Source organism: Rhizobium redzepovicii (assembly GCF_019793435.1).
Lineage (GTDB): Bacteria > Pseudomonadota > Alphaproteobacteria > Rhizobiales > Rhizobiaceae > Rhizobium > Rhizobium redzepovicii.
Window position 1 is genome coordinate 37,932 of record NZ_JAILYH010000027.1, and the last position, 26,494, is coordinate 64,425.

Below are 26,494 nucleotides of genomic sequence, written 5' to 3' on the forward strand. Positions count from 1 at the left end.
AAATCCAAAGTCATGACCTCAACATTCACACATATCGACACACCTTCCACCTCCCGTGCCGGCGGCTTCCGTGTCCAGCGGGGCATAGCCATAGGCTTTGCACTGCTGGCGGTGTTAATTGTGCTTGGCGCGGTGCTCGTGCCGGGCTTCGTCTCACCCCGGAACATGCGCTCGATCCTGTTGCTGGCCGCGTTCCTCGGTCTTGCCTCGCTGGGCCAGACGCTGTGCGCGTTGGTGGGTGCTCTCGACCTTTCGATACCATATTTGATCGGCGCGGCGAACATTCTCTATCCAACGCTGCTGGTCGCCGGCGTGCCTGCATGGCTTGCAGTGGTCGTCGTCGTGGCACTGGGCGCGGCCGTGGGTTTTGGCAACGGGCTGCTAAGTTTCAAGCTGCAAGGGCAAGCCCTGATCATGTCTTTGGGAGTAGGCTTCGCGGTTGTGGGAGCGGTTCAGCTCTACACCTCCCTCGGCTCTGCATTCAGCGGAACGGTCTTCGCGCCGGTTCCCAACTGGCTCCGAAACTTCGCGGCATTCAATGGAAAGACGTTCGGGTTTGCGATGCCGCCGGTGGTTATACTCTGGCTGGTGATTACGGGCTGCACGATCTGGGCACTGTATAATACCTGGTTTGGCCGCTCCATTTACGCAATTGGCGGAAGCCGGGTCGCCGCGGCACGCCTTGGCATCTCGGAGTTCCGGGTCTGGACGGTGATCCACGCGTTAAGCGGTGGCATGTCGGCCCTCACCGGGGTGCTTCTCCTCGGTTTTTCCGGCGGCGGATATGTCGGCGTCGGCGATCCCTACCTTTTCACCACGGTGGCCGCTGTCGTCATCGGAGGCACGTCATTGCTCGGCGGAGCAGGAGGATATGGCGCGTCCGTGCTCGGCGTCCTCGTATTGACGGTCCTCACCTCTCTTCTAGTTGGCCTCGGCCTCAGCTTTGCCGCTCAGCAAGCGATCGTTGGCCTCCTCATCATCCCAATGGTAGCGATCTATGCGCGGTCACCGCACATCAGAAATCAGATCTAAACGGAAGTTCGCTGCTTCAATACATTGAAAGGAATGCTCGATGTCGATTTCGCCAACCCTTAGGTCGAAGCTCACGGACGCAACTCTCGTGCGCGAGGCAAGCTATGTCGGTGGTGAGTGGCACGACTATGACGGCACGGGTGCGACAGTAGACGTTTATAACCCTTCCAACGGAGAACTGCTTGCGAAGATCCCCAGCACGGACCTCGGCGACATCAAGCATGCCATCAAAGTGGCGAGCGTCGCGCAGAAGCGCTGGGCAAAGCGCACGGGCAAAGATCGAGCCGGCATTCTCAAGAAGCTTCACGAACTGGTCATCGCGAACGCGGAAGACCTTGCGGTTATCCTGACTTCGGAGATGGGAAAACCGCTCTCAGAAGCCCGCGGCGAAATCGCGTATGGGGCAAGCTATATCGAATGGTTCGCGGAAGAGGCGAAGCGGGTGTATGGCGACACGATACCCGCGCACCAGGAAGACAAACGAATCCTCGTCCTGAAACAGCCCGTCGGTGTCGTGGCAGGCATTTCTCCGTGGAATTTTCCGAATGCGATGGTGACTCGCAAGGTCGCTCCAGCCCTCGCTGCGGGCTGCGCAATTGTGTTCAAGCCCGCCGCGGAAACGCCGCTTTCCACTATCGCTCTCGCGGTGCTAGCAGAACGCGCGGGAGTTCCAGCAGGACTTTTCAGCGTGCTCCCAACAACCCAGTCGCGCGTTTTCGGCGAGGAAGTCTGTGCGAACCCCGCCGTCAAGAAGTTGACCTTCACGGGATCGACGGAGGTCGGGCGGGTGCTGATGGCCCAAGGCGCCCAGAAAATCATGAAGCTTAGCCTTGAACTCGGCGGCAACGCGCCGTTCATAGTATTCGATGATGCCGACCTCGACGCCGCCGTCGAGGGTGCGATGATTTCCAAATTCAGGAACGCCGGCCAGACGTGTGTATGCGCCAATCGCCTTTATGTGCAGGACGGGGTCTACGACGCATTCATTGCGAAGCTTGCCGCTCGTGTTGAAGGCCTGAAAATCGCCGACGGCTTCGAAGAAGGCACCGCCATCGGTCCCTTGATCAACCAGGCAGCCGTGGCAAAACTGAATGCTCATATCGAGGATGCCCTCATAAAGGGTGCTCGATTGGTGACGGGTGGACACGGCCACGCGAACGGAGGCACTTTTGTTCAGCCCACGGTTCTCGCCGATGTAAACGCAAGCATGACAGTCGCGCGTGAAGAAACCTTCGCTCCGCTTGCACCTGTTTTTCGGTTCAAGTCCGCCGATGAAGTCATCGAGTTGGCCAACGACACGGAATTCGGTCTTGCCGCGTACTTCTATGCCAACGATCTGAGGAACGTCTGGAAGATCACAGAAGCCCTGGAATACGGGATGGTGGGCGTCAACACCGGACTAATTTCCACCGAGGTTGCGCCATTCGGCGGCGTCAAGCAATCAGGCTTCGGTCGTGAAGGATCCAAATACGGGATGGATGATTTCCTGTCGATCAAATACGTCTGCATGGGCGGGCTGGCCTGAAAAACGCCGAAGGCCGGCCGGGCCAAAGCGCGCCTCACTTAGTATTGCAGATTGTCGGATTGTCTGCTAATGTGTGTGGTACACACGGTGGAGTTAGAGTTCGGTGAAAATCGTAGGTGTTACCGGAAACCTCACGCGGCCTTCCAAGACCCGCTCGCTTTGCGAGTACTTGCTGGATCAATTGTCGGAGGGTGGTTCAAGCGGGCATTGCTTCGACCTGATCGACGCTCTGCCGGGGTTGGGCGGCACAGTATGGCGTAGTGAGGCACCCGGTGAAGTCGAGGCCCTGCTATCGGCAATCGAACAAGCGGATATGCTCGTGGTCGGTTCTCCCGTCTATAAGGCGTCGTACACGGGAATGCTCAAACACCTGTTCGACTTGGTGGATGCCAAGGCTCTTGCTTCCAAGCCGGTGATCGCATTTGCCACCGGGAAAGCTCCCGCCCACGGTGAACACGTCGAGGCTCACATGCGTTCGCTCTTCGGGTTCTTCGAAGCCCGGATGCCAGCTCGTTTCATCTACGCCCTTGATCGGGACTTCGAAGCCGGATTGCCGAGCTCCGGTTTGAAAGCGGTCGTTCACCAGGTAGTTCAACAAGTCCGGACGGACTTGGTTGCGTAGGCTCGTCAGGGAGAAGAACATGCCCTTTTCAACCATAAGCCAAGCCATCGAAGCGATCGCGAATGGTGAGATGATCGTCGTCGTGGACGATGAAAATCGGGAGAACGAGGGCGATATTCTCGTTGCCGCGGACAAAATCACGCCCGAGCACGTTGCCTTCATGATGAGGCATGCGCGCGGCCTGATTTGCGTACCGCTGCCTGGCGAAAGGCTGGACGAGCTGGATGTACCGCTAATGGTCATCCGAAATTCCGATTCCTTGCAGACGGCCTTCACCGTATCGGTGGACTACAATATCGGAACCACTACCGGGATTTCCGCCAAGGACCGTGCGGCTACGATTCGCGCCCTCGTTGACGGCAACACCAAGCCTTCCGAACTTTCACGCCCTGGCCACATCTTCCCCCTTCGCGCAAATCCGCGCGGAGTGTTGGGCAGGCCGGGTCACACGGAGGCCGCGATCGATTTTTCGCGCCTTGCCGGCTTGTCGCCAACTGGCGTTATCTGCGAGATTGCCAACGATGACGGTAGTATGTCGCGCCTTCCGGAGTTGATGGAATTCGCCGCTTTGCACGGCCTGCATATCGTGACGATCGAAGCGCTCATCGAACACTGCAGGGCGGTCGAGCCGGCGGTCAAGCGTTACTCCAGCTCCAAGATGCCCACGCGGTTTGCCGAGTTTTCCGCCATCACCTACCGCGACGAGGTCTCTGGCTTAGAACACATTGCACTGACTTACGGAGATGTTTCCGGCGGGCATGACATTCCGACGCGTGTCCATTCTGAATGCCTCACCGGGGAGGTCTTCCGGTCTCTGCGTTGCGACTGCGGCGAGCAACTCGAGATGTCGATGCGAGCCATCCGGCAGGCGGGAGTAGGATGCATCGTCTACCTTCGTGGTCAGGAAGGTCGTGGCATCGGTTTAGGTAACAAAATCGCCGCGTATGGACTGCAGGATGCTGGATTGGATACTCTTGACGCAAATCACGCGTTGGGCTTCCCTTCGGATGCTCGGCAGTTCGGCGCAGCCGCGGATATCCTTGCGGATCTGGGCATCCAAAGCGTGAAGCTTTTGACAAACAACCCCGGAAAACTGGAAGCGTTGCGTGCCGCTGGCGTGGCGGTGACATCCCGCCAAAGTCTTATCGCGGCTGCCAACGCGACGAACATATCCTATCTTCGCGCAAAACGTGACCGGTTCGGCCACTTCTTTGAGAAAGAGCAAGCGCCGGGCCAGGAGACAGACAATGTCGTCTCGGTATGGAGTTCCAAAATATCGGCCGGCCCCCTCGGATAGAGCGTAACCGCTGTTCTGCCGCGACGTTTACTGTCATCGCTAATCTGTGATCGCCTCTCTATGGACGAGCGAAGGGAGTTTCTCCATCGAGACTACAATGGAGGTTCTCACGACCAGGAAGGAATTCTCTGTCGGCATCGTTCCAGTTGGAACGTAGTGGCGGCGTCAATCAGTGATCATCCACATCCGACCGTCAAGGTGCGAACAGGACGCCTATATTTGGCAACGGCGCGCGGCCGTTCAGCCACCTGGTCCTGCTCATTTTTTGCGGTCGTCTGACGCCAGATCGGTCGAGGCGGCTGCGACGCCGCCCCGATTTCTCATTTAGTTCTGGTACTGGGCGATGTTTTCCTTGTTAAGCGTAAGCCAAGGCACCGTGTAGTGCTTGCTCGTTCCACCAGCCCAGTCGATGTTAAGGGTTTTCCAGATTTCCGATTGGGGCTCGTAGCTCTCGCCGACGAGCTGTCGCAGAGCGAGATCCAATGCACCCTGTCCCTCGGCTTTCGCGTACTTGTAGAGGGACATGTACATCTCTCCGTCGGCGATCGCCCGCTTTCCATCGGGAATACCGTCGATACCGATGACAGGAACATCCGCCGGACTAAGACCAGCGCTCTTGATCGCCTCAATCGCACCGAGGGCCATTTCGTCGTTCTCGGAAAGTACGCCGTTAATCTGACCCGAATATGCGGACAGCCAGTTCTCCATGACGGCCTGGCCCTCGGCGCGGCTCCAATTTCCGGACTTGGAAGCAATAAGCTTCAACCCCGGATGCGCGGCCAGGGATGCGTCGATTCCCTTCCTACGTGATATCTGCGCCGACTGGCCAATCGGCCCTTCCAGCACTACGATGTTGCCCTTGCCTTTGAGCCGCTCGGCAAGAAAGTCCCCGATCATTTTGCCGCCCAGCGGATCGTCTACGATGATTTGGGAGGTAATCTTGTCGGAACTTGATTCGAGCGCCGAACCGATGACCGGAATGCCTGCGTCAATGGCCTTCTCGATCGGCGCGGACGACGCTTCGCGGTCAAACGATTCCATGATGATTGCATCAAACTTCTGGGTGATCATTGTGTCCATCGCATTCGATTGCACAAGTGGATCGAACTTTCCGTCGAATACGACGATCTTGACCTTGCCGTTGAGCACCCAGGGGTGCTGCTGGATTTCTTCCGTGAGTGTGTGCGCGTATTCGGCCGACTCGCCGAAAGAATTGACACCGATGACGAACTGCTTGTCTTTCCCGATCGCCGGCGATGCGGCCAGGGCAGTGACGACCGCGGCAAATGTCAGTTTCTGTAACATGCTCAAAATACTCCTCCGTTGTTGAGCTGGCTTACGCCTTGCGGGACCGATCGACGACGACCGCCAAAATGATGATCGCTCCCTTGAGAAACTGCTGGTAGTTCGAAGAAATTCCCAGCAGGTCCATTCCGTTATTCAGTGTGCCTATGATCAACGCCCCGAACAGCGACCCCACGAGGGTGCCGCGGCCGCCCGCAAGGCTGGTTCCGCCGATTACGACGGCGGCTATGGCGTCAAGTTCGTAGCCTACGCCGGCCTGGGGCAGGGCGGCCGTCGTCCTGGCAGTCAGGAGCAATCCGGCCAGCCCGGCCAGAACGCCGGAGACGACGTACGCTGCCGATTTAATGACATTGGTGGAAACGCCACTCGCGCGCGCCGCGCGCTCGTTCCCGCCGACTGCATGGACATACCGGCCGAATGGCGTGTGCTTCAGGCATATCCAGGCCAAAGCGAAGACTGCGAAAAGGATAAGTGCTGGAACGGGAACGCCCGCGACACTTCCGCCCCCGATCCATTTGAAGGACGGCATCAGATTGGGAATAGGACGTCCGTCCGTATAGATGAGGGTGAGACCGCGGGCCATGCTGAGCATGCCGAGGGTCGCAACGAATGACGGGAGGCGCAGGTACGCGACCAGTGACCCGCTCAGCAGGCCGCAAGCTCCTCCCACCAGAAATCCGGTCACCAAGCCGATCGGCAAGGGATAGGGAGAGGCGAGGGTCAGAAGGCTGCCCGCGACCGCCCCAGCCAGGGCCATCACTGAGCCGACCGATAGATCTATGCCGCCCGTCAGGACGACAAAGGTTACTCCGACGGCGAGTATCCCGTTAATGGAGGACTGCCTGAGAACGTTGGACAGGTTGTTCCAGGTCAGGAAGAACTCGTTGGACACCGAGAAGAACACGCACAGCAGCAGAAAGACGATGCCTATTCCGAACGTCTGAAGGGCAGTCTTCAGATGAACTGTCGGATTGTGGCTCTTTCCGCGCGTCTCCAAAATCGCTTCGTTGGACATTGCATTTCCTTTCGACGGGCACATTGGATCGCCGCTCAAAGCGATCGCTGAGCTGCTGTGTGGTGGTTCACGAAGGTTATGGTTTGGAGACCGTCGCTTAGGCTGCGAGGTCCATTATGTTCTTTTGCGTCGCAACGGATGCATCGAGGGTGTGCGAGAGCTTGCCCCGACGGAAGATCGCTATCCTATCGCTCACGTGGAGCACTTCGGGTGCTTCCGAGGATACCATCAGTACCGCGTTGCCCCGTGACGCAAACTCGCGCAGAAAACGATATATTTCCTGCTTAGCGCCTTCGTCGATGCCTCTTGTCGGCTCATCGCATATGAGAAGCTTCGGATCGCTGGTAAGGCACCGGGCAATGATGACTTTCTGCTGGTTACCTCCACTAAGGCTCTCGACCGTGAGGTTGGGAGAAGCGCATTTGACGCGTTGGGAGGCGATCATGGCGTCGACGATACTGATTTCGCTACGTCGCCTAATCCAGAAAAACCGACTGAGTTTCCGGATGATGGAAAGGGTGATGTTGTGAGCGATCGAAGCTTGGAGAACGAGGCCGGTCATCTTCCGATCCTCCGGAATCATTGTCATCCCGGCTTCGATGGATGCTCTGGGGTTACCGGGACGGACGGCTTTACCGTCTAATTTGACCTCACCGCTGCTTGGCTTGCGAACGCCGTAGACCGCTTCGAGAAACTCGGTGCGGCCCGATCCCAAAAGACCGTAGATCCCCACGATTTCGCCGGCGCGAACATCAAGCGAAATGTTGTCGAATGTTCCCGGCTCGCTCAAGTTTCGAACTTCAAGCACCTTTTTCTCGGTAATCCGGGTGTCGAAATTGCGCTCCGTCTCGACTTCGCGGCCAACGATCTGCGTCACCAGATGTCTGCGATCGATATCGGCTATTCGCCCAGTTTCGATAAACTCTCCATCCCGGAAGATCGTGTATTCGTCCGCGATCTCGAAAATCTCGGTGAGTTTGTGGGAGACATAGATTATGCCCCTACCCTTCGTCTGAAGGCGGCGGATCGCCTTGAAGAGAATGTGCGCTTCGTGCTCGCCGATAGCGGATGTCGGTTCGTCCATGATGATGATATCTGCGTCGCGGCTGAGGGCCTTCGCGATCTCCACCAGTTGGGTCTGGGCCAGCGTGAGTTCATCCATCCTCGCGTTCGCCGGGACGTCGAACTCCAGGTCCGATAGGAGCCGTCGTGCGTCTCTTTGCATCGTCTTGTGGTCCACGAATACTCTGAGCTTCCTCGGTTCATGCCCCAGGAAGAGGTTTTCGGCCACGGTCATGGCGGGAACCGGGTTTAATTCCTGCGAGATCATCACGACACCCTTTGCCATGGCCTCCGAAGGTGTGTGGAACTCGACACGGTGGCCCTTGACGAATATTTCCCCGCCATCGCGCGCAAGGGCACCCATAAGAATGTTCAGGAAGGTGGACTTCCCCGCGCCGTTCCCGCCGCACAGGGCGTGGACGCTACCGGGGCGTACCTCAAGTTTCCCGTGTTTGAGCGCAGGGACTCCGTTGAAGGACTTTGCTATTCCGGCAGCGCTGATCAGTGGTTGAGCCGTCGACCCTTGGCCGGAAACTCCCGAAACGTTCACAGGCATTATCATGATCCTCCTACAGCGGCGTCGGGCTCCAAGTCCTCCACTCAAACCTGCCGCTTCTGTCAGATTGTCTGAAAATCAGTTTGAGTCAATACGCGGGGAAATACTTTTTCTGGTTGTGCAGCGGGCAAAGATGGATCAGGAATGCCTCTAATAACGCGAATAACTCACGAGAATGGCGATTCCGTTGATGAAATGGTGGCTTTTTTGTCCCTTGTATCTTATCAGACAATCAGACCAAGTTGCGGAGGCTATGACGGCGTGAGCCATCCCCTCCCAAAATCCAACGATCTGATTGTTGGGTGGACGAGATACGGAACCAAAATGCATGGGCATTTTCGACAAACCATTCGATGACGCAAACCACCGGGCGCTTGTGACGGGAGCCGGCAACGGCATCGGTCGATCGATCGCCCAGGCACTGACAGGAGAAGGTGTCAGAACTCTTTTCGCGGATGTAAGTGCCGAGCGCGTTGAGGCAGCTCTTGCGGGCGCTCCCCGCCCTGAACTCGCCGTGCCATGGGTCGGCGATCTGTCCAAGCGGGAGCGATGCGACGCTCTCCTGTCTTTCGCTGCAAAGGAAATCGGAGTGACAACCCACTTCGTTCACAGCGCCGCCCCGCCGAGGAAAGAGAGCGATCATTCGCTCGCCGTGACGGACGAAACCTGGGAAACCATGCGCTCGGTCAATGTCGACGCCGGTTTCCACCTTTCCCGGGAACTGGCCAAACCATTGATACGTGCCGGGCGTCCCGGATCGTTTCTGTTTCTCACGTCGCTCCATGCCGGCACCCCTCGCAACCTGCCGCACTACAGCACCTCGAAAGCTGCACTCGCCATGTTGGTCAAGGAACTTGCAAAGACCCTCGGTCAGTTTCAGATAAGGGTGAACGCCCTAGTGCCCGGTATCATCGGTGCGGGCGGTTTCGTCGCCGACCCCTCTATGGTCCGCTTCATTCCGCTTGGCCGGATCGGTAGTAGCGACGACCTCGTGCCAACTGCTTTGGTCGTGCTGTCCGACAGGCTATCGGGCTACGTGACGGGGGCGTCGTTGGTGGTGGATGGAGGCGCTTCGCTGACAAACTGGTTTGACGCCCCGTCGCTTGGCAGGGACATTTAACGCAAAGTTCGGAAAGCAGGAGCCAGACAGTGAATGCCGCCTGCCTCCTCACGCCATCAATTATCGATGACATCGATATTCGCTATGCGGGCCATCGATTGGACAGATGCTTAGAAACGTGACGAACCAGCAAATGGAAGGCTAACTGATGTCGATCTCAAACCGCATTGCCGAACTCAAACTTGAGTTGCCCATCGTCAAGGCACCCGCCGCCAACTATGCCAACGCCGTTCGCTCGGGAAGCTATGTCTACTGCTCGGGAACGGTCCCGGTCACCCCCGAGGGCGAGATCCCGAAGGGCAAGGTTGGGCGCGATCTCACGACCGAACAGGGTGCCGAGCATGCTCGATACGTAGGCCTGCACCTCCTCTCCATTCTCAAGGAAGAGGTTGGAAATCTCGATCGGGTCAAACGAGTGGTCAAGATTCTAGGCATGGTCAATGCCACGCCGGATTTCGAGGAGCATTCGAAAGTCATCAATGGTTGCTCCGACCTGTTCGAGTCTGTCTTCGGCGTGAAGCACGCCCGGTCGGCCGTCGGCATGGGCAGCCTGCCCTTCGGCATCAGCGTCGAGATCGAAGCGATTTTTGAGCTTGTGGAATGATAGCGATTCCATGGGGCCCGACCTCAGCTGTCGATGGATCCGATCGTTATCGGAAGCGCCCTGATGTCCGCCCTTCAGACGGTCGCATCTCGCAGCGGTCGACGCGGTTGAGCTCGGAATAGTCGATGTTCAGGAAGTAACTCCTCGGAGTGCAGCGGCGTTGGTGCAGCACGTTATATCCCACAACTCCAAAGCCTTCGACGGCCGGTGATTGGAGAAAAAAAGGCCCGGTGTAAGCCGGGCCTGAAGGTGCGGAGCTGTGATAGTACTCCGCGGGGAAATCAATGCTCGCGTCACCGCGCGAGGTACCGCCCTAGACCGAAACGTCCACGGCGTCGCCGACCGCATAAAAATGACCGCCTGCAACATAGTGCAGGCTTCGCCATTCCGGGTCGGCATTTTCGAACTGCCAGTGCCCGTCTCGAAATATCCGGCGATCGGCCCACGCGCCGACGACTTCGGCTAGGAAGAGATCGAACCAATCTTGAATACCCTTGACGGGTATCACCTTACAAGCAAGCCAGGCGGAACAGCCCGATACGAACGGCAAGTCAAAACCGTCCATCCGGAGCAGTTCCACGCCCGACCGGGCGAGTTTGTCCGGGGTCGTCTTCAGGGAATTGCTTCCAAGCGCGAATGTAAGTGCTGCTTGGCGAGCCGTTGGCACCTGAACGACGAATTGCCCGCTCTTGTCGATCAATTCCCTTGTCGCCGTCTTAGCATCCAGAACCACCGTCAATTTCGGCGGTGAAAAGTCGAGGGGGCACGCCCAAGCGGCGGCCATTACATCGTCAACGCCTCCGCTGCGTGCGGATACGAGAACGGTAGGGCCGTGATTTATCAACCGGACGGCCTTTTCAAGCTCGACCGGAGCGATGTGCGAGCCTGCTGACAGCCAGCCCTCTCGCGGTACCGCTCCGGAAGTATGACCAGCAAGCGTCATGATGTCAGCGTGACTGACGCAAGTAGGCCTGCAGGCTATCGCTGCCGCCGATGATAAGTCCCTGCATCAGCTTCTCGTACTTGCCCTCCGGATCGGGCTCCCTGAGGTCGAACGTTGCAGACCAACGTATGAAGGAACCGCGCTCCCGGGTCAGCGGCGTGACCGCGACCGTGAGGGTGTAGTTGTCGAGCGGCAAGGGAGCCTCCTCGAAACGATACGTCAGACTGCGTCTCACATCGTCCGTGGCGAGCAGGCGTTCTACGATTACGCCGCCGTCGCCGAGGATGAGTTTGCGAACGCACCCAACCATGCCGTCCGGCAGTTCGTTGTCGATCCGGCTCTCCGCGATGTCGGAATGCCACTTGGAAATCTCACCGAATTTTTTAAGCACGTTCCATGCATGATCGGCGTCGCTGTCGATTACGTCGTTGAATTCGACCGATGGCATTTTTGAACCTCCCGATAACACTGCGAGCGTGACGGCCAGCAAGCCGCCAATGATTAGTAGTGATCCCTACAGACACTTTGTGTAATCTTTGCTACAGATGGTCAAGGGTACATTTTCAGAAACTGCGCTGCGGCTTCCGACCCCGTCAGACCCATGCCGCTCAAGCTCAAATTCGGCTTGACTACTACCGCTAAATTGTTCAGATTACCATCTGTAGCGACCACTACAGATGGACGACCAGGCGCACGAGGTTCGCTTCGTGCGAGCGATTTCGTTCGCGGGAACACCCGTCAATCCACCGGAGAAATTCTATGACCAAGAATATCAAGACCATCCCGACGTCGGACTACGAAGAGATCATCGCGACTGTTCAGCACTACGTTGACGGTCTGCGAGTCGGCAAATCCGGCGACGTCGCAAAGGCCTTCAACAAGGACGCCGTGATGTACGGCTTCACCAATGGAAAGCTGCTGGGCGGTCCCATTAAGAACCTGTACGACTTCGTCGACGAAAACGGCATGGCTCCGGAAATCAAGGTGCGTCTCGATATCCTCGGCATCACGCCGACGACCGCCGTTGTTCGCGTCGACATGGAAAAGGACGCTATTGGCGCTGACTACACCGACCTCCACACGCTAATCAAAATGGACGGCAAGTGGCAGATCATCGCGAAGGTCTACCACATGTACGAGGGCTGATTCCTCTCGCGGAAGCCCGTCACCACGTATCGGACGCCGGCCCCGGATTCGAGTCGAGGCTCTCCTCTCGATGGTTCTGCCCCAGGGTCGGCGCTCCGCGTTAAGGTAGCGCAGTGTGGCACAGCGCTACCTTAACACCTCGCTCCCGTCGGTACTCTAGCTTGATCTCTGCGCAGGCTATCTTGGAAAGCGTCATCGAAACTCTCGTGGACACTTGCGGTAGGGCCAACCACCGAGCGGTGCTGGGGCCGGAGACCGAGTCATGAAAAACCCAGCTGTCAATCGGCACCCAAGATTGGACGTCGAAGAGGGGTGAACATTCTCCGCGCCGATCGACAGATATGGCCCGCCACCGCTGCCAAAAACGTGCTGCAGGCCCTTCACAGACAAGCTCCTGGGTATCGCAGGGCCGCTGCGCCTGAGCACGACCTCCGACCAGGGGCGCGAGATGGCGCTGCTCAAGAAGCGCAGCGAGCGCGGGCATCGCCGTGTACTTCTGCGATCCTTACAGCTGATGGCGGCGGGGCTTATACGAGAACTTGAATGGTTTGGTGCGTCAGTATCTACCCAGGAGCACAAATCTCTCGGGCTGCAGCCAAGCACAGTTCGGTGCCATTGCCGATATGATCAACGACCGACCGAAAGGGTCTCGGCGTACGATCTCCGCTGGCTGTCTACCGTGAAATTCTCATCAGCAGTTCCCAGCACGTCGCCCTCGTTCATTGAAATCCAGGTGTTGCGCTTCAGGTTTGAATCCACCGCACCAATAATCAGTAAGGTTATCCTGCGCTAGCATCCAGCATGAAATCAACGAACGCGCGAAGCTTTCCCGGCATATGTTTGCGGTGTGGATAATACAGATGAAACGCATCGTCCATCCCGCTGTGCTGCTTGAGAATGTGCCGCAATTGGCCGCTGGTCAGCTCCTGTTTCGCAAACTGCTCGAATACGAAACCGATGCCTTGCCCCTGTACAGCCGCGTCCACGACAGACCTCATTTCGTCAAATAAAAGACGCCCCTGCACGTCGATTTGAATGATTTGACCCTCCGAACCGAACTTCCATTCAAACCACCGGCCTCCCACGGAATAGCGTTGCCGAATGCAGTTGTGGTCCAGCAGATCATCAATGGTCTTGGGTTCCTTTCGATTTTGAAAATAGTCTGGGGCGGCTACCACAATTCTTTTCTGTACCGGTCCCAGCTGAATGGCCACCATGTCGTTCTGCACTCGCTTGCCCATCCGAATGCCGACGTCAAAGCCGGCATTGACGATGTCGCCGAGCACGTTGTCCAACGATATCTCGACATGGATCAACGGAAAACTCGCCAGAAAGGCATCTATGTGGGGTTCGATCAACATGCGGTATGCGACGTATGAAGAATTGACGCGCACGGTGCCAGACGGCTGATCGGTTGCCAGCAAAGCTTCTGACAAGGAGTCTCTGATCAGTGCGAGCGCGGGTGCCATTTTTGAATTCAGTGACGAACCCGCCTCGGTCAGGCTGACGCTGCGCGTGGTGCGGTTGAATAGTCGGACATTCAATTGCGCTTCCATGGCTTTGATGGTGCGCGACACCGCGGTCGGCGTGACGCCCAATTCTGCTGCCGCCCGGGCAAAGTTCAAATGCCGGGCCGCCGCCTCGAACGTCAGAAGCCCCGGAAGATGCACCGGTAGCGAGGCGGGCACTCCCGCACGGCCGGCATGCGCCGCCTGGATTATGATCTTCTTGTTCATACTGTATGCCTGTTTGTGACTATATACGTCATTGTCACCGATCTCTATACTGCGGGCAACACAAATTCATCATGAAACTTGGTTGCCGCAGGGATTAAAAAATGACGCTCAGCAGTTCTTTCAGCGATCTTTTTTCGCCAATACAAATCGGTGCGCTGAGGCTCGCAAACCGCATCGTCATGGCTCCGCTCACACGTAGTCGCATGGGGACAGATGGCGTGCCTAATGAAATGCACGCCCGCTACTACGCACAGCGCGCGAGCGCGGGCTTGATCATCAGCGAGGCGACCAACATCTCCGCGCAGGGGCGTGGCTATGCGTTGACGCCGGGCATCTGGACGGAGGAACAGGTAGCAGGCTGGAAAAACGTGACCGATGCGGTGCACGCAGCCGGTGGCCTGATCGTGTGCCAGCTGTGGCATGTGGGCCGTTTCTCGCATGTGGACCTGCAGCCGGACGGTGCAGCCCCGGTGGCACCCTCCGCGATTCGGGCAGAAGGGCAGACCTATACCGAAAAGGGGATGTTGGATGTCTCGATGCCGCGTGCATTGGAAACGTCCGAGATTTCCGGCATCATCCAGCAATACCGGCATGCTGCGGAATGCGCACAACGCGCCGGTTTCGATGGCGTGGAAGTGCATTCCGCCAATAGCTATTTGCTGGACCAGTTCCTGCGCGATTCGACCAACCAGCGTGACGACGAATACGGCGGCAATATCGAGAATCGCTGCCGGCTCACGTTGGAAGTCACTGCGGCGGTGGTCGAGGTCTGGGGTCACAACCGCGTCGGCATCCGACTTTCTCCCGTGACGCCGGACGCTGGCAACACGCCGCTGGACAGCCAAGTCATGCAGACATATGGCCATTTGATCGAGCAGTTGAACCGCTTCCATTTGGCGTATATGCACTTTGTCGAGGGTGCCACGGCCACCTCGCGCTCCGTGCCCGACGGCGTGGACCTCGACGCATTGCGCGCACGGTTCAAGGGCCCCTACATCGGCAACAACAACTACGACCTCAACCTCGCGGTGAATCGCCGCGCGGAGGGCAAGGTCGATGCCGTCGCCTTCGGCCGTCCATTCATTGCCAATCCCGATTTGGTCCGTCGCTTGAAAGAGGGTGCTGAACTGGCTGTGGCCCCCCGTGAAACCTATTACGGCAACGGTGCCAAGGGCTACACCGACTGGCCTGTGCTGGCGGGCTGAGCAGGTTGATCACCGAAACGGTATCGATGTGGAATCGAAGAGTCATGGCGACTCCTTAGGAGTGATCGAGTGAAGACGACTTTCATCAAGACTTTGATTATTGCGGCAGTCGCTGTTGGCATGTTCACAACCGCCCAAGCCGCAGACTCGCCAATCCGCCCAACAGCTAACCAAGGAAAAACCATGAGCAAACCAACATACGTGCAGGATTACCAAGCCATCTCCGAAGTGCTGAACAAGTACATCGAAGGCTGCAAGCAGGCCAAGAGCAGCATTATGAAGTCCGCTTTCCACCCCCAGGCAACGATGTACAGCGTTGGCCCGGATGGCAAGCTCACCGGCGGCGCGATTCCGATCCTGTTCGAGGGGGTCGACAAGGATTTCCGCCCGTCTCCCGACGCGACGGCCGCGATAACCCGCATCGAGATTGTCGGTACGGCGGCTGGCGCCCGCATCGACGCCAATGACATGTCGGGCATCTCGTTCACCGATTTCTTCCATCTGCTGAAGGTGGATGGCCAGTGGACGGTGGTCAGCAAGATTTTCCACACGCACGTGGCGCGTTAACCAGCCATCTGCACAACTCATCCGAGACCCAAGACTGAGTCGGCCTGCCGGTTGACCTAGTCCAGTGGGAATGGTGCCCTGGATCGTGGTGCGCGCCACCGTGCCGCGCATCAAACTCGGCTTTGTCCACATCGAGGACATCGGCACCGCCACACGCGCCCGCGTCGACACCGACGCCTCAGGCTTCTGCTTTACACTCACTCACTGAAAAGAAAATATCATGAAAACCCTCACCTCCGCGGTCGCCCTGTCCGCTCTGGCCCTGGCGGTTGGTAACGCTTCTGCAGCCGACCGGCCGGGCGTCGAACACAACATAGCAAAATTCTTGCAATCTCTTGAGGGCGGCAAGACGCTCGACACCATGACGCCTGTCGAGGCCCGCGCCGCGCTGGCGGGTGCCCAGGCTGCCCCCAATGTGGCCTTGCCGGCGGCTGACGTCAGCGAGAAGACCATCCGCGTCAATGGCAGCGACCTGAAGCTGACGATCGTTCGTCCAGCCGGCAGCAAACAGAAGACCTTGCCTGCGTTCATGTACTTCCACGGCGGCGGCTGGGTGCTGGGCGACTTCCCGACCCACGAACGGCTGGTGCGTGACCTGGTGACAGGCTCGGGTGCGGTGGCGGTCTTCGTCAACTACACCCTGTCGCCTGAGGCGGGATACGGCGTCGCCATCGAACAAGGCTATGCCGCCACGAAATGGGTGGCCGAGCATGGCAACGAGATCAAGGTTGACGGCAAGCGCCTCGCCGTAGCTGGAAACAGCGCAGGCGGCAACATGGCCGCCGTGGTTGCCTTGATGGCGAGCGAAAAGGGCGCGCCTGAACTGCGTTCGCAAGTGTTGCTGTGTCCGGTGACGGATGCAAACTTCGACACGCCATCGTACAAGGAGTTCGCCAACGGCTACTTCCTGACGAAGGACTTGATGGTGTGGTTCTGGGACCATTACACGACCGATGTCGAGGCACGCAAGCAGATCTACGCTTCGCCGCTGCAGGCGGCGACCGAGCAGCTCAAGGGCTTGCCGCCGACGCTGATCCAGACCGCCGAATTCGACGTCCTGCGCGATGAAGCCGAGGCTTATGCCCGCAAGCTCGACGCTGCGGGTGTGCATGTGAAGTCCGTGCGCTACAACGGCATGATTCACGATTTTGGGCTGTCGAACGCGTTCAGCCATCTGCCGGCACCCCGCAGCGCGATCGCGCAGGCATCGCAAGAACTGAAGACCAACCTGGGCGAATAAATCAAAGGCATGTAACCCGCAGCTCATGGCAAAGGCTCGAGAGTTCATGATAAAAAATACCGACGCGCTGGAGGAAGCGCGTCGGCGAGAGATGTATGAGCATAACCAGCCGCGTGCTTTCCGTTCTCCTATGATTGAAAAATACGCGCCAGAAAACACGCCTCCTATCCTCACTTTACAGGCATCGCTGCTGCAGGAAGGAGGCCACGAGGACGGAAAAGCAGGAACCCAATCAGGATCGAAAGGATGAGGGGATCCCGGAAAACCAGGTAATCAGACGGAAGGACGATTTGTAGCGCGACTTCCATGACTCCAAGGAAAAACCCTCCTGCTACCGCGCCCGTCAAACTGCCCATACCGCCGACGATCGTTGCGACGAATGCCTTTACCAGCGGCGTGAAGCCCATATCCGGGGTTACCGACCCGCGCATTGAAACCCACAGCAGGGCGGCGACGCCAGCGAGCAAGCCGGACAGCGCGAAGGCTATGGCGTAGACCGTGTTCACCTTGATGCCCATCAATCTCGCTACGTCGAAGTCCTGGGCCGATGCAACAAGCGATAGACCGAACCGCGTGCGGTTCAGGAAAAGGTTGAGGGCGATGGCCAGAAGCGCAACGGTGAAGATTGAGATCAACTGCGCAGCGCCGATGTAAACGCCGCCCACATTGAAAGCGCCCGTCAGGAAGCCGGGCATGTTAAGGGGCTTGGGCAGCGCGCCAAACGCGACCTGGAAAATCACCTGGAGAGCTCCGGATATAGCGAAGCTCGTGACCAGAAGCGTCATGGGGTTAGCCCCGCGCAACGGCCGAAACGCGATACGTTCCATTGCGACCGCGGCGACCATGCAAGCGATCAGCGAGAGGATTACCGCCAACGGAAACGGTATGCCCGCACCCAGCGAATAGAACAACGCATAGCCGAAGAGCGTGAGAAGCTCCCCGTGGGCGAAGTTGATGAAGCCAAAGATACTGAATACGATTGCCAGTCCAAGGGCGATCAGCGCGTAGACACCGCCGAGGCTTAGGGCGTTGATGAGATATTGAATGAAGATTTCCATGGTCGCACCTATGCCGCTTCGATCGGGTCGGCGACCCCGAGGTATGAGTGCCGGACGAGATCGCTTTTAAGGATGTCATCCGAATCCCCACTCGCCACGATACGTCCGCTCTCGAGCACGTATGCCCGGTCGGAGATCGAGAGGGATTGGAAGACGTTCTGCTCCACGAGCAAGATCGTGAATCCCTCGTCCCGCAATTCGCAGATAAGATCGAAGTTTTCGGCCACGATCTTCGGCGCGATTCCAAGAGAAGGTTCATCGAGAAGAAGGACCTTGGGAGAAGACATCAACGCTCTCGCGATGGCGAGCATCTGCTGCTCTCCACCCGAAAGGGTTCCCGCAAGTTGGTTGCGACGCTCATGAAGGATCGGGAACCGGGCGTACATCCGGTTCAGGACCTCTGGGTTGCGCCAGTCCTTGAGGACCATGCCGCCTAAAAGGAGGTTTTTCTCAACGCTCAATCTCGGAAAAACGCGCCTCCCTTCCGGAGAAAGGGTCATGCCCCGCCGAACAATCTGGGCAGCTCCCACTCCCGATATGTCTTCACCGGCCAAGGTGATCGTACCCGATTGCGGTACGATCAGCTTCATCAGTGCGGCAAGAGTGGATGTTTTGCCGGCACCGTTGGGACCCAGGAGAGATACGATCTCGCCCTGGCCCACTTCGAAGCTGATCCCCTTGACGGCTTCGATCGGTCCATATCGAACGACCAGATTTTCAACGCGGAGCATGACGTAACCTTACATAATCGGAGCAGGGATATCGGCAGCGTCGATCGTGGCGGCCTTCATGAAGACGCCCTTGCCGCTTTTGATCTCGAGGAACGAGATCGGCACCATGGGACGGCGCTCGAAGCCCGTGTAGGAGACCTTGCCGTTGGGAACGTCGAAGTCCTTGATCTTGTCCAGGGCGGCGCGGATCGATGCGGAATCCGTCGCGTCGGCGTTCTTGATCGCTTCGATAAGGACCAGTCCGGCGTCATAGCCCACGATCCAGGCCGAGTTATCCACCTGGTCAGGATGCGACTTGCCGAAGACGCTGGCGATTTCCTGGTATTTGCTGCCTTCGACCGGCATGCGGTTGGAGAGGACGATCGTATTCTCGACCAGATCGCCGAGAGCGTAGAACGACGGGGAGTCGATGCCGTCGGCACCCACGATGCGTGACTTGATCCCGGCCGCTCTCGCCTGGCGCAGGAAAGCCGGCAGGTCCGGTTCGAACGCTGCGGTCATGATTGCGTCGGGCTCCGCGGGGAGCGCCTTGATCTCGGCGATGATACCCCCGAAATCGGCTTGTTCGAAAGTGAAGTTTCCTTTGCCGACGACCTTGCCGCCGTACTGTTCGAACGTTTTGGCGAAGTATTCCGGGACGTATTCCGTGTATGTGTTATCCGACGACTTGAGAAGATAGGCGGTCTTGATGCCGAGGTCCTTTGCTGCGAAGACGCCCGTGGAGCCGCCACTGACGTTGTCACTGAAGTTGGCCAGATACATCCAGTCGCCGACTTTCGCGGGGACGTCGACCTGGGTGGATGTTCCAGCGAACATCAACACGCCTTTCTTCTGGCCGGACCGGCCCGCCGCGACGGAACTGGTTGCGTCACAGCTCGTGAAGAGCACGTCGACACCCTTTTCAAGCAGACCGTCGACCGACTTGATCGCCTCCACGGAGCTCGACGCGGTATCCGTTCCTTCGGTGACTTCGATCTTGTACTTGCCGCCAGCGCCGCCCTTGGCGTTCGCCTCGTCGAAGGCCATGCGAAGGCCGAGGGCATAACCGACGTCGTAAGCGGCAGCCCAGCCCGTGTGTGCCAACGAGAAGCCGACGCGCACTGTCTTGTCCGCGGCGAACGCAGGCGAAACGCCGGCAATGCCGACTGCGGCGACACCGCCGAGCATTGTGGCGAGGACGGTTCTGCGGCTGACGTGCGAAGCAATCCTGTGATCTGACCCAGTCATTTGAAACCCCTTTTTGGTTGTTCGTGATCCATTCGGCCTGCGGGAACTCCCTCAGGGCCTTTTCTTTCTCCTGGCGGCGCGTACCTCCTGGCTGCCAAGATATGCTTCGATCACATTCGGGTCGTTCTGGACCTTCTCGGCCGAACCCGAAGCGATCATCTCGCCCTTGTTGAGGACGTAGACCTCGTCGCAGAGGCGCATGATCAGATGCAAATCATGCTCCACGATAAGGATGCCGAGCGCGAATTTCTCGCGGATGGACAGAATTGCCTCGATCAGGCCGGCGGTCTCTTTCGGGTTCATTCCGGCCGCGGGCTCGTCGAGGAGAAGGAAACGCGGCTCCAGAGCCAGCGCGCGCGTGATCTCCAGTCTGCGTTGTGCACCGTAGGGCAGGGCGGAGGATTTCGTGTCGGCGAGCTTTGCCAGATCGAAGTGCTCGAGGAGGGACAAGGCGTAGCTTTCCACCCCCGTCGCTAGGTGGCCGCGCGCGAGCGCGGCCGATACCACGTTTTCCAGAACGGTCATTTCGCTGAAGAGGCGGATGTTCTGAAAGGTTCTGCCGAGGCCAGCACGGGCGATCCGGCTCGAGGGCCATCCGACTATTTCCTGCCCGTCCAGAATGACCTGTCCGCGGGTCGGCTGGTGGACACCGGTCAGATTGTTGATGAGCGTCGTCTTGCCCGCGCCATTCGGCCCGATGAGGCCAACGATCTTCCCCGTTTCGACCTTGATCGACACATCGTTCAGTGCGCGGACACCGCCGAAATCGATTCCGATGGCATTCGTTTCGAGCGTGGCAGCGGGTCTTTCCGAACGGCTTTCCACCGCAGGAAGGGACGCAACGTCGACGGTCGACTCGGACAGCCTGGGACGTTTGAACATGGAGAGGGACAGCTCTCGACTCCCCATGATTCCGGCCGGGGCTTTATACATCACAACGAGGATCATCAAGCTGAGCAGGATTTGGGTAAGGCCCCAAATCGGCGGAAAGCTGATACCGGCAATGCCGCCGCCGCTTTCGATGGGTTTAACGATCTCGACCAGGGCGGTGATGAGAAGGGTGCCGATAACCGCGCCGGATATTGACCGCTTGCCGCCGACGACCAGCATTGCGATAAGCTCGAATGTAAGCGTGAGGTAAAAGTCATGGGGCTGGAACGCGCCGATTACATGGGCGAACAGCGCGCCGCAGAGACCCAGCACCACGGCACTGAGTGCCCACGCTTCCAACAGTCTGCGATTCGGATTGATGGCGCTCGACGTCGCCGCCACCTCGTTGTCTTGAAAGGCGCGGAGCTGCAAACCCAACCGGGAAACCTTGTAGGCGAAGGCAACAGCGATCGTGGCAAACACGAAAATGTAAGCCGTAGGCAGATTGACGAGTTCGGGCACTCCATAGATGCCCTTCGTCCCGTTGGTGATGTTCGTTGCACCCTTGAGCACGAAATTGACGATCACCAGCAGCCCGAATGTCGAAACGATCGCCGATGTCTCCCGCAGTCGCGAGAGTGGCAACCCCGTCACAACACCGAAAACCAAGGAAATAACGGCTACGGTCAGAAGAGATTCACCTAGCCCCATATTTGAGTTGGCGAGGAACGCGGGAAGGTGCCGTAGTGAATCAGCCTTGATTTCCGGCGGTGTGGTGAGAAGGGCCGTTGTATATGCGCCGACCGCGAAGAAACCGACGTGGCCGACCGTCAGAATGCCCGAGTTTCCTGTGTAGATGTTCAACCCGACAACAGCCGCGACATTGATCAGCACGAGGATTACGAGGCGCTCGACCGACGGACCGATCAGGGCGAATGGCAGGGATACCAGAAGCAGGACGACGCACAGAAGAAGCGCAGATCCGGCGGCTTTGCGGAACCTGCGTTCACCCCACAAGCTAGCCTTAGGGGCGTCAAGGTTCGTTGACACGGCGGGGAGCCCGCCTGCCTTCACTTGTTGCATGCTAAATTCCCCTCTACCTTTTTCGGCGAGTTCTATTTTTCTGTAGTGGTTGCTATAGACGTTAATAGCGAGTGATACAGACCGTCAACCATTTTTTGATGGCTATTGCATTTTTAACAGACAATCTGACAATGATGCAATCTCGACGATCAGAATCCACGATCGTAAAGGAAACACGCGCGATGCGGGCATTTCGCACGACCGCTCCTCCTGGGCCCGACGCAAGGGAACATCGAGCACAGGCCGGGTAAAAAATGTTGAGGGGGTTCTAGCTGTTTAAGCGCTGTGTCGCTTTGGAGGGACGGGTGCCGGCGGAATTAGGGTCATAGCGACTGCGGCCACGCGCTCCAGCTCTTCATGAGATACACCGTCCCGGGCTTGGATCGACATACCGTGGAACATCGTGTTGAGGGTCGACGCCAGTGTGTCGACATCGGTCCCCTCGGAAAACTCGCCATCGGCGACGCCCCTTTTGAGGCGAACGAGGAAGCATTCCTTCCCTTCTTCGCGCAATGCTTTGAGCGCATCGTTGACGTCTTGCGAATCCTTGGAAACGTTGGCGGCTCCGAGGACGACCATACAGCCGCAAGGGGCGTCTTGGGACGTTAGAATGACGGCGGCGTCCCGAAAGAAGCCCGCCATTGCCTTTCGGACATCCGGTTCATCTTCCAGCCGTTCCCACGCGTCGTTCCAGTAGACGTTTTCATAGTGATTGACAGCTTCCATGAAAAGCTGGGCCTTGTTGCCAAAGGCTGCGTAAACGCTTGGTGGGTTGATTTCCATTGCCTCGCACAGTTCGGCAATCGATGCAGGCTCGTAGCCACGCTTCCAGAACACCCCGAGTGCCTTCTTCAGGACCGCCTCGCGGTCAAACGTCCTTGGCTTCCCTTTGCTCTGATGCTGGGGGATCATCGAATTCTCCGAATGCTCTCACGAACCGTGCTTTTAATAACGTACATAATCCATCTGTATCGATCTTTAAAGAGTTCCCGTTTGGTTGGATTTTATCGCTCGTGTGACCTTGCCCGCACCGAACATTTCCAATAAGTGTATCGATCGCTACAGTAGATTAGCAGTGAATCTGACAATCTGCAGGCGGCTGGATGGCGGCGTCCGCCTAAGCACGCTCGGCGTGGCGTTCGCCCATATCAATCAAGCTTGACTAACAGGGAGGTTTCGAGAGTGACCGGTAATTCAGAAGGCAAATATCCGACCCGGCAACTGGGAAAGTCAAAAGTCGCAGTAACGTCGGTAGGCTTCGGCACCGTGCCGTTGGCTGGGTTCAAGGCCAAGGCATCCTATGCGGATTTCGAGGCCGTCATCAAAGCCGCCTATGACGGTGGCGTGCGATATTTTGACTGCGCGCCAATGTATGGATTCGGTAAAGCCGAATATTACCTCGGCCATGCATTGCGGGAACTCGGCATTCGCAACGACGTGGTCGTCAGCACGAAGGTCGGACGCGTCATGAAGGCCGCCAGCAGGGTCAAGAAACTCGATACCGTCTACGGAATCGAGTGGGTCGATCCCCTACCTTTCCTGGACACTTACGACTACACCTACGACGGTATCATGCGGTCGTTCGAGGACAGCCAGGTCCGGTTGGCCCTGGACTATATCGACGTGCTCCTCGTTCACGATCTCGGCCGGGCGTGGCATGGCGATGAGGCTGATGTTTACTGGAAACAGATAAGGGAAAGCGGTTACAAGGCGCTCGATGAACTTCGCAACGGCGGTGCGGTATCCGCGCTCGGCCTCGGCGTTAACGAAACGGAGGCCGTGGTAACTGTGGCACGGGAGTTCAACATCGACTGCGCGCTCATTGCGGGTCGCTACACACTGTTGAACCAGGGTCCACTTGCTGGTGATTTCGCCGAGCTTCAGCAGCGCAACGTTTCGGTTATCGCGGGCGGTGTTTTCAATTCCGGCATTCTCGCGACGGGCGTCAAGGGCGCGGGGGCGACCTACGACTATGGTTCCGTGCCTGATGAGGTCGTGCGCAAAGTCAGAACCATCGAGGAAATCTGCGAGAAATATCGGGTGCCCTTGAGCTCCGTAGCAATCGAGTTCGTCTTGATGCACCCCGCCGTTGCGACGGTCGTGCTCGGCGCGCAGAACGTTGCAGAGGTCAAGCAAAACCTCGCGTCGTCGGGAACCGCTATCCCGGCTGAACTGTGGACGGATCTGAAGGCCGCCGGGATTATTCCCGAAAATGCGCCAATGCGCCAAGTGGCCTAAGGTGCTATTAACAGGTCCCGCACTTAGCCTCGCGGCGGAGTGTGGGATCGCGCCCTCGGAAGTATGCAGCGCCATATACGTATGGACTATCCCCATAAATCCTAGACTCTGCGACTCGTACAGTCAGTCCGTCCTTGACCTTCCGCATACTCGTCCATTGCGGCGCATGGACGCCGGCAGAAAACATTAGGGGCTTGCCGGCTGGCGTATGAATGGCTGTCGTCGGTGGACCGGGGAGGGTACGCGACGGCTTACCAAGCATTTGCCGCCGGTGGACTGTTAATCTTCCTGCCAATCGGGTTCGAATTCCTGAAAATGTCGGGGGACTGATGGGGTTCTCTCATTTAGGGCGACGATTCTTTCAAGAATGAGAGGGTCTACAAGCAACGATGAATGGACCGCAAAACGAAATAGATAGAAGCTTGCCGCGATCACGCGAAAGCTGACGGAGAGATTGGACAAATGGCGTGTGTCAGCTTTGCATCGTTGTGGTGTCTTCGGTGAAAGACGCTCGACATTGGCGCTGTTGAAGACTGCGGATTTAAATCATCAAATTCGGCACCAAAAAATTTGGGGTTCGCGCGAGACAACGTAGCGGCGAAGGAGGGGCTAGTCGTCAGCATCGAGATTGTCTTGATGTCTTATGGTGATGTTCGGCCTTTGTCTGGCGGCCCTGATAATTGTTTTTCGCCAGTGTGCTGGAAACCCGGCGTGAGGAGGGTGCAGCCGGGCACCGCTTTGTGGAGGAAGTAAAATGAAGAAGTTTATCCTGGGCACTGCGATGGCGCTCGTCATGTCGACGGCCGCTCACGCAGAAACCGTCGGCGTCTCGATGGCGAAATTCGACGACAATTTCCTGACGGTTCTGCGCAACGGCATGACCGATTATGCAAAGACACTCAGCGGTGTGACGCTGCAGGTCGAAGACGCACAGAACGACGTTTCCAAGCAGCAGAGCCAGATCCAGAATTTCATCGCCTCCAAGGTCGATGCGATCATCGTCAACCCTGTCGATACCGATGCGACCACGGCAATGTCGAAGCTCGCGGCCGATGCCGGCATTCCGCTGGTTTACGTCAACCGTCAGCCGGTCAACGTCGACACGCTGCCGGAGAAGCAGGCCTTCGTCGCTTCCAACGAACAGGAATCCGGCACGCTGGAAACCAAGGAAATCTGCCGCATTCTCGGCGGCAAGGGCAAGGCCGTCGTCATCATGGGCGAGCTCTCCAACCAGGCTGCGCGCATGCGGACCCAGGACGTTCATGACGTCATCAAGACGGATGAATGCAAGGGTCTGGAGATCGTCGAAGAGCAGACGGCGAACTGGGATCGTACCCAGGGCGCCGACCTGATGACCAACTGGCTCTCCAGCGGCATCGAATTCGACGCCGTGATCTCCAACAACGACGAAATGGCGATCGGCGCCATCCAGGCGCTGAAGGCAGCCGGCAAGGATATAAGCAAGGTTGTCGTCGGCGGCGTCGACGCCACCCAGGACGCGCTTGCCGCCATGCAGGCAGGTGATCTCGACGTCACGGTGTTCCAGGATGCCGCCGGCCAGGGCAAGGGCTCGCTTGATGCAGCGCTCAAGCTCGCCAAGGGCGAGAAGATCGACAAGAAGGTCTACATTCCCTTCCAGCTCGTGACGCCTGCCAACGTCAAGGACTTCGTCACCAAGAACTGAGGCGAACGCCAAGAGGATGCGGGCTTTGTCCGCATCCTTTTCTCGGGCGCTCGAAGTTCCACAAATCCTTCAATTCGATATGCAGTTCACGCGCGCCGTCCGGATTGAAGAGGTCATCAACATTCGATGCAAGGTTATGAGAGAAACCCGCACGCTGATACTTCTCGAAGGAAATTTGACGGTGGAAGCCGAAATTGTCGGCTTCTTCGATAAGCTGGCAATGTTTGCGATCCGCGATGCCCCTCGAACAAGCCAGGGAGGCGGTCGTCACGCCAGCGTCAACCGATGCCGAACTGCTATGGGCAATCACCCCGGCGTGCCAGAAGCGCATCCTAGATGCTTCGTCATAGAGGCGTTTCGAAAGCAGCGCTGACATAGCGCATCTGCGGACTCCCTTCACGATCTACGTTCCAGACGCGCTCGATGAGGCCGACCGGAGGTCGATCGCTGCTTTTGTTGGAGATGGGAAAGTCAGTTCCGACTACACGAGGTATATCTAGATGTGAGCTTTCGGGAGGTTGTCCATTCAAAGCGGATTTAGGAGACTGGAGCTATCACACCTCGAGTCGGAAGGATCGCCGCGAATGAACATTCATAAGAATGCCCGACTGACGCCGTTGCGCCGGGA

At 57.9% G+C, this 26,494-nt stretch carries 25 protein-coding genes; 13 read left to right on the plus strand and 12 right to left on the minus strand.

From position 1 onward, the window contains the following. Positions 1-12 precede the first annotated feature (12 nt). The 4 genes from K6N12_RS30885 (at position 13) to K6N12_RS30900 (ending at position 4,476) form a co-directional block, all read left to right on the plus strand. Entirely contained in the window at positions 13-1,032 is a 1,020-nt protein-coding gene (locus K6N12_RS30885) for an ABC transporter permease (protein ID WP_222149106.1), read from the plus strand. Between the two features lie 40 nt (positions 1,033-1,072). Next, complete coding sequence (locus K6N12_RS30890; protein WP_222149107.1) at positions 1,073-2,557, plus strand: NAD-dependent succinate-semialdehyde dehydrogenase; 1,485 nt, start codon at positions 1,073-1,075, stop codon at positions 2,555-2,557. Between the two features lie 103 nt (positions 2,558-2,660). Further along, positions 2,661-3,179: an NAD(P)H-dependent oxidoreductase gene (locus K6N12_RS30895; protein ID WP_222149108.1), complete on the plus strand. Its 519-nt coding sequence runs from the start codon at positions 2,661-2,663 to the stop codon at positions 3,177-3,179. 19 nt (positions 3,180-3,198) lie between these two features. Beyond that, positions 3,199-4,476: a bifunctional 3,4-dihydroxy-2-butanone-4-phosphate synthase/GTP cyclohydrolase II gene (locus K6N12_RS30900; protein ID WP_222149109.1), complete on the plus strand. Its 1,278-nt coding sequence runs from the start codon at positions 3,199-3,201 to the stop codon at positions 4,474-4,476. 324 nt (positions 4,477-4,800) lie between these two features. Here K6N12_RS30900 and K6N12_RS30905 read toward each other — a convergent pair whose 3' ends face one another. The 3 genes from K6N12_RS30905 to K6N12_RS30915 all read right to left on the minus strand — a co-directional run bounded on the left by K6N12_RS30905 (position 4,801) and on the right by K6N12_RS30915 (position 8,420). Further along, entirely contained in the window at positions 4,801-5,781 is a 981-nt protein-coding gene (locus K6N12_RS30905) for a substrate-binding domain-containing protein (RefSeq protein ID WP_222149110.1), read from the minus strand. Positions 5,782-5,812: 31 nt separating this feature from the next. Further along, on the minus strand, positions 5,813-6,796 hold the full coding sequence (locus tag K6N12_RS30910) for an ABC transporter permease (RefSeq protein WP_222149111.1): 984 nt from the start codon (positions 6,794-6,796) through the stop codon (positions 5,813-5,815). A gap of 97 nt (positions 6,797-6,893) precedes the next feature. Then, the gene (locus K6N12_RS30915) at positions 6,894-8,420 is read right to left on the minus strand and encodes a sugar ABC transporter ATP-binding protein (RefSeq protein ID WP_239621478.1); all 1,527 of its coding nucleotides are present in this window, start codon (positions 8,418-8,420) and stop codon (positions 6,894-6,896) included. 322 nt (positions 8,421-8,742) lie between these two features. Between K6N12_RS30915 and K6N12_RS30920 the strand changes: the two genes are divergently transcribed. Further along, entirely contained in the window at positions 8,743-9,534 is a 792-nt protein-coding gene (locus K6N12_RS30920) for an SDR family NAD(P)-dependent oxidoreductase (protein WP_222149112.1), read from the plus strand. 148 nt (positions 9,535-9,682) lie between these two features. Then, positions 9,683-10,138, plus strand: a complete 456-nt coding sequence (locus K6N12_RS30925) for a RidA family protein (protein WP_222149113.1) — start codon at positions 9,683-9,685, stop codon at positions 10,136-10,138. Positions 10,139-10,451: 313 nt separating this feature from the next. On the opposite strand, the gene K6N12_RS30930 is transcribed toward K6N12_RS30925, so the two are convergent. Next, positions 10,452-11,081 carry a flavin reductase family protein gene (locus K6N12_RS30930; RefSeq protein ID WP_222149114.1) on the minus strand — a complete coding sequence of 210 codons (630 nt, stop codon included), beginning with the start codon at positions 11,079-11,081 and terminating at the stop codon, positions 10,452-10,454. Between the two features lie 4 nt (positions 11,082-11,085). Next, entirely contained in the window at positions 11,086-11,529 is a 444-nt protein-coding gene (locus K6N12_RS30935) for an SRPBCC family protein (RefSeq protein WP_221973866.1), read from the minus strand. 311 nt (positions 11,530-11,840) lie between these two features. Here K6N12_RS30935 and K6N12_RS30940 point away from each other — a divergent pair, with 311 nt between their 5' ends. Further along, positions 11,841-12,227 carry a nuclear transport factor 2 family protein gene (locus K6N12_RS30940; protein ID WP_222149115.1) on the plus strand — a complete coding sequence of 129 codons (387 nt, stop codon included), beginning with the start codon at positions 11,841-11,843 and terminating at the stop codon, positions 12,225-12,227. Positions 12,228-13,006: 779 nt separating this feature from the next. Here K6N12_RS30940 and K6N12_RS30945 read toward each other — a convergent pair. Beyond that, positions 13,007-13,963 (minus strand): LysR family transcriptional regulator, encoded by a 957-nt coding sequence (locus tag K6N12_RS30945; protein ID WP_222149116.1) that lies wholly within the window; start codon positions 13,961-13,963, stop codon positions 13,007-13,009. A gap of 101 nt (positions 13,964-14,064) precedes the next feature. Between K6N12_RS30945 and K6N12_RS30950 the strand changes: the two genes are divergently transcribed. From K6N12_RS30950 to K6N12_RS30965, 4 genes are all read left to right on the plus strand, one after another. Next, complete coding sequence (locus tag K6N12_RS30950) at positions 14,065-15,168, plus strand: alkene reductase (protein ID WP_222149117.1); 1,104 nt, start codon at positions 14,065-14,067, stop codon at positions 15,166-15,168. Between the two features lie 69 nt (positions 15,169-15,237). Then, positions 15,238-15,735: a nuclear transport factor 2 family protein gene (locus K6N12_RS30955; RefSeq protein WP_222149118.1), complete on the plus strand. Its 498-nt coding sequence runs from the start codon at positions 15,238-15,240 to the stop codon at positions 15,733-15,735. A 64-nt stretch (positions 15,736-15,799) separates the two neighbouring features. Continuing rightward, positions 15,800-15,943, plus strand: a complete 144-nt coding sequence (locus tag K6N12_RS30960; RefSeq protein ID WP_222149119.1) for a hypothetical protein — start codon at positions 15,800-15,802, stop codon at positions 15,941-15,943. A 12-nt stretch (positions 15,944-15,955) separates the two neighbouring features. Continuing rightward, entirely contained in the window at positions 15,956-16,975 is a 1,020-nt protein-coding gene (locus K6N12_RS30965; RefSeq protein WP_222149120.1) for an alpha/beta hydrolase, read from the plus strand. Positions 16,976-17,145: 170 nt separating this feature from the next. Here the strand turns inward: K6N12_RS30965 and K6N12_RS30970 are convergent, their stop codons facing one another. The 5 genes from K6N12_RS30970 to K6N12_RS30990 form a co-directional block, all read right to left on the minus strand. Continuing rightward, on the minus strand, positions 17,146-18,033 hold the full coding sequence (locus K6N12_RS30970; protein ID WP_239621476.1) for a branched-chain amino acid ABC transporter permease: 888 nt from the start codon (positions 18,031-18,033) through the stop codon (positions 17,146-17,148). Positions 18,034-18,041: 8 nt separating this feature from the next. Next, entirely contained in the window at positions 18,042-18,764 is a 723-nt protein-coding gene (locus K6N12_RS30975; RefSeq protein WP_222149121.1) for an ABC transporter ATP-binding protein, read from the minus strand. A gap of 9 nt (positions 18,765-18,773) precedes the next feature. Beyond that, positions 18,774-19,865 carry an ABC transporter substrate-binding protein gene (locus K6N12_RS30980; RefSeq protein ID WP_222149122.1) on the minus strand — a complete coding sequence of 364 codons (1,092 nt, stop codon included), beginning with the start codon at positions 19,863-19,865 and terminating at the stop codon, positions 18,774-18,776. A gap of 177 nt (positions 19,866-20,042) precedes the next feature. Beyond that, positions 20,043-21,944, minus strand: a complete 1,902-nt coding sequence (locus K6N12_RS30985; RefSeq protein ID WP_222149123.1) for a branched-chain amino acid ABC transporter ATP-binding protein/permease — start codon at positions 21,942-21,944, stop codon at positions 20,043-20,045. Between the two features lie 276 nt (positions 21,945-22,220). Further along, positions 22,221-22,856, minus strand: coding sequence for a TetR/AcrR family transcriptional regulator (locus tag K6N12_RS30990; RefSeq protein ID WP_222149124.1), 636 nt, complete (start codon positions 22,854-22,856; stop codon positions 22,221-22,223). Positions 22,857-23,126: 270 nt separating this feature from the next. On the opposite strand from K6N12_RS30990, the gene K6N12_RS30995 reads away from it, so the two are divergent. Both K6N12_RS30995 and K6N12_RS31000 read left to right on the plus strand, forming a co-directional pair. After that, on the plus strand, positions 23,127-24,182 hold the full coding sequence (locus K6N12_RS30995) for an aldo/keto reductase (RefSeq protein WP_222149125.1): 1,056 nt from the start codon (positions 23,127-23,129) through the stop codon (positions 24,180-24,182). A 754-nt stretch (positions 24,183-24,936) separates the two neighbouring features. Further along, positions 24,937-25,866, plus strand: coding sequence for a sugar ABC transporter substrate-binding protein (locus K6N12_RS31000; protein WP_222149126.1), 930 nt, complete (start codon positions 24,937-24,939; stop codon positions 25,864-25,866). Here the strand turns inward: K6N12_RS31000 and K6N12_RS31005 are convergent. Further along, positions 25,853-26,242 carry a hypothetical protein gene (locus K6N12_RS31005; protein WP_222149127.1) on the minus strand — a complete coding sequence of 130 codons (390 nt, stop codon included), beginning with the start codon at positions 26,240-26,242 and terminating at the stop codon, positions 25,853-25,855. The two genes, K6N12_RS31000 and K6N12_RS31005, sit on opposite strands and share 14 nt — an antisense overlap. Between the last annotated feature and the right edge of the window lie 252 nt (positions 26,243-26,494).

What these genes read in the sequence shown, in the direction of transcription:
- K6N12_RS30885 (WP_222149106.1), top strand. Translation starts at nt 13, where the DNA reads ATGACCTCAACATTCACACATATCGACACACCTTCCACCTCCCGTGCC.
- K6N12_RS30890 (WP_222149107.1), top strand. Translation starts at nt 1,073, where the DNA reads ATGTCGATTTCGCCAACCCTTAGGTCGAAGCTCACGGACGCAACTCTC.
- K6N12_RS30900 (WP_222149109.1), top strand. Translation starts at nt 3,199, where the DNA reads ATGCCCTTTTCAACCATAAGCCAAGCCATCGAAGCGATCGCGAATGGT.
- K6N12_RS30905 (WP_222149110.1), bottom strand. Translation starts at nt 5,781, where the DNA reads ATGTTACAGAAACTGACATTTGCCGCGGTCGTCACTGCCCTGGCCGCA.
- K6N12_RS30910 (WP_222149111.1), bottom strand. Translation starts at nt 6,796, where the DNA reads ATGTCCAACGAAGCGATTTTGGAGACGCGCGGAAAGAGCCACAATCCG.
- K6N12_RS30915 (WP_239621478.1), bottom strand. Translation starts at nt 8,420, where the DNA reads ATGATAATGCCTGTGAACGTTTCGGGAGTTTCCGGCCAAGGGTCGACG.
- K6N12_RS30920 (WP_222149112.1), top strand. Translation starts at nt 8,743, where the DNA reads ATGGGCATTTTCGACAAACCATTCGATGACGCAAACCACCGGGCGCTT.
- K6N12_RS30925 (WP_222149113.1), top strand. Translation starts at nt 9,683, where the DNA reads ATGTCGATCTCAAACCGCATTGCCGAACTCAAACTTGAGTTGCCCATC.
- K6N12_RS30930 (WP_222149114.1), bottom strand. Translation starts at nt 11,081, where the DNA reads ATGACGCTTGCTGGTCATACTTCCGGAGCGGTACCGCGAGAGGGCTGG.
- K6N12_RS30935 (WP_221973866.1), bottom strand. Translation starts at nt 11,529, where the DNA reads ATGCCATCGGTCGAATTCAACGACGTAATCGACAGCGACGCCGATCAT.
- K6N12_RS30940 (WP_222149115.1), top strand. Translation starts at nt 11,841, where the DNA reads ATGACCAAGAATATCAAGACCATCCCGACGTCGGACTACGAAGAGATC.
- K6N12_RS30945 (WP_222149116.1), bottom strand. Translation starts at nt 13,963, where the DNA reads ATGAACAAGAAGATCATAATCCAGGCGGCGCATGCCGGCCGTGCGGGA.
- K6N12_RS30950 (WP_222149117.1), top strand. Translation starts at nt 14,065, where the DNA reads ATGACGCTCAGCAGTTCTTTCAGCGATCTTTTTTCGCCAATACAAATC.
- K6N12_RS30965 (WP_222149120.1), top strand. Translation starts at nt 15,956, where the DNA reads ATGAAAACCCTCACCTCCGCGGTCGCCCTGTCCGCTCTGGCCCTGGCG.
- K6N12_RS30970 (WP_239621476.1), bottom strand. Translation starts at nt 18,033, where the DNA reads ATGGAAATCTTCATTCAATATCTCATCAACGCCCTAAGCCTCGGCGGT.
- K6N12_RS30975 (WP_222149121.1), bottom strand. Translation starts at nt 18,764, where the DNA reads ATGCTCCGCGTTGAAAATCTGGTCGTTCGATATGGACCGATCGAAGCC.
- K6N12_RS30985 (WP_222149123.1), bottom strand. Translation starts at nt 21,944, where the DNA reads ATGCAACAAGTGAAGGCAGGCGGGCTCCCCGCCGTGTCAACGAACCTT.
- K6N12_RS30990 (WP_222149124.1), bottom strand. Translation starts at nt 22,856, where the DNA reads ATGATCCCCCAGCATCAGAGCAAAGGGAAGCCAAGGACGTTTGACCGC.
- K6N12_RS31000 (WP_222149126.1), top strand. Translation starts at nt 24,937, where the DNA reads ATGAAGAAGTTTATCCTGGGCACTGCGATGGCGCTCGTCATGTCGACG.
- K6N12_RS31005 (WP_222149127.1), bottom strand. Translation starts at nt 26,242, where the DNA reads ATGTCAGCGCTGCTTTCGAAACGCCTCTATGACGAAGCATCTAGGATG.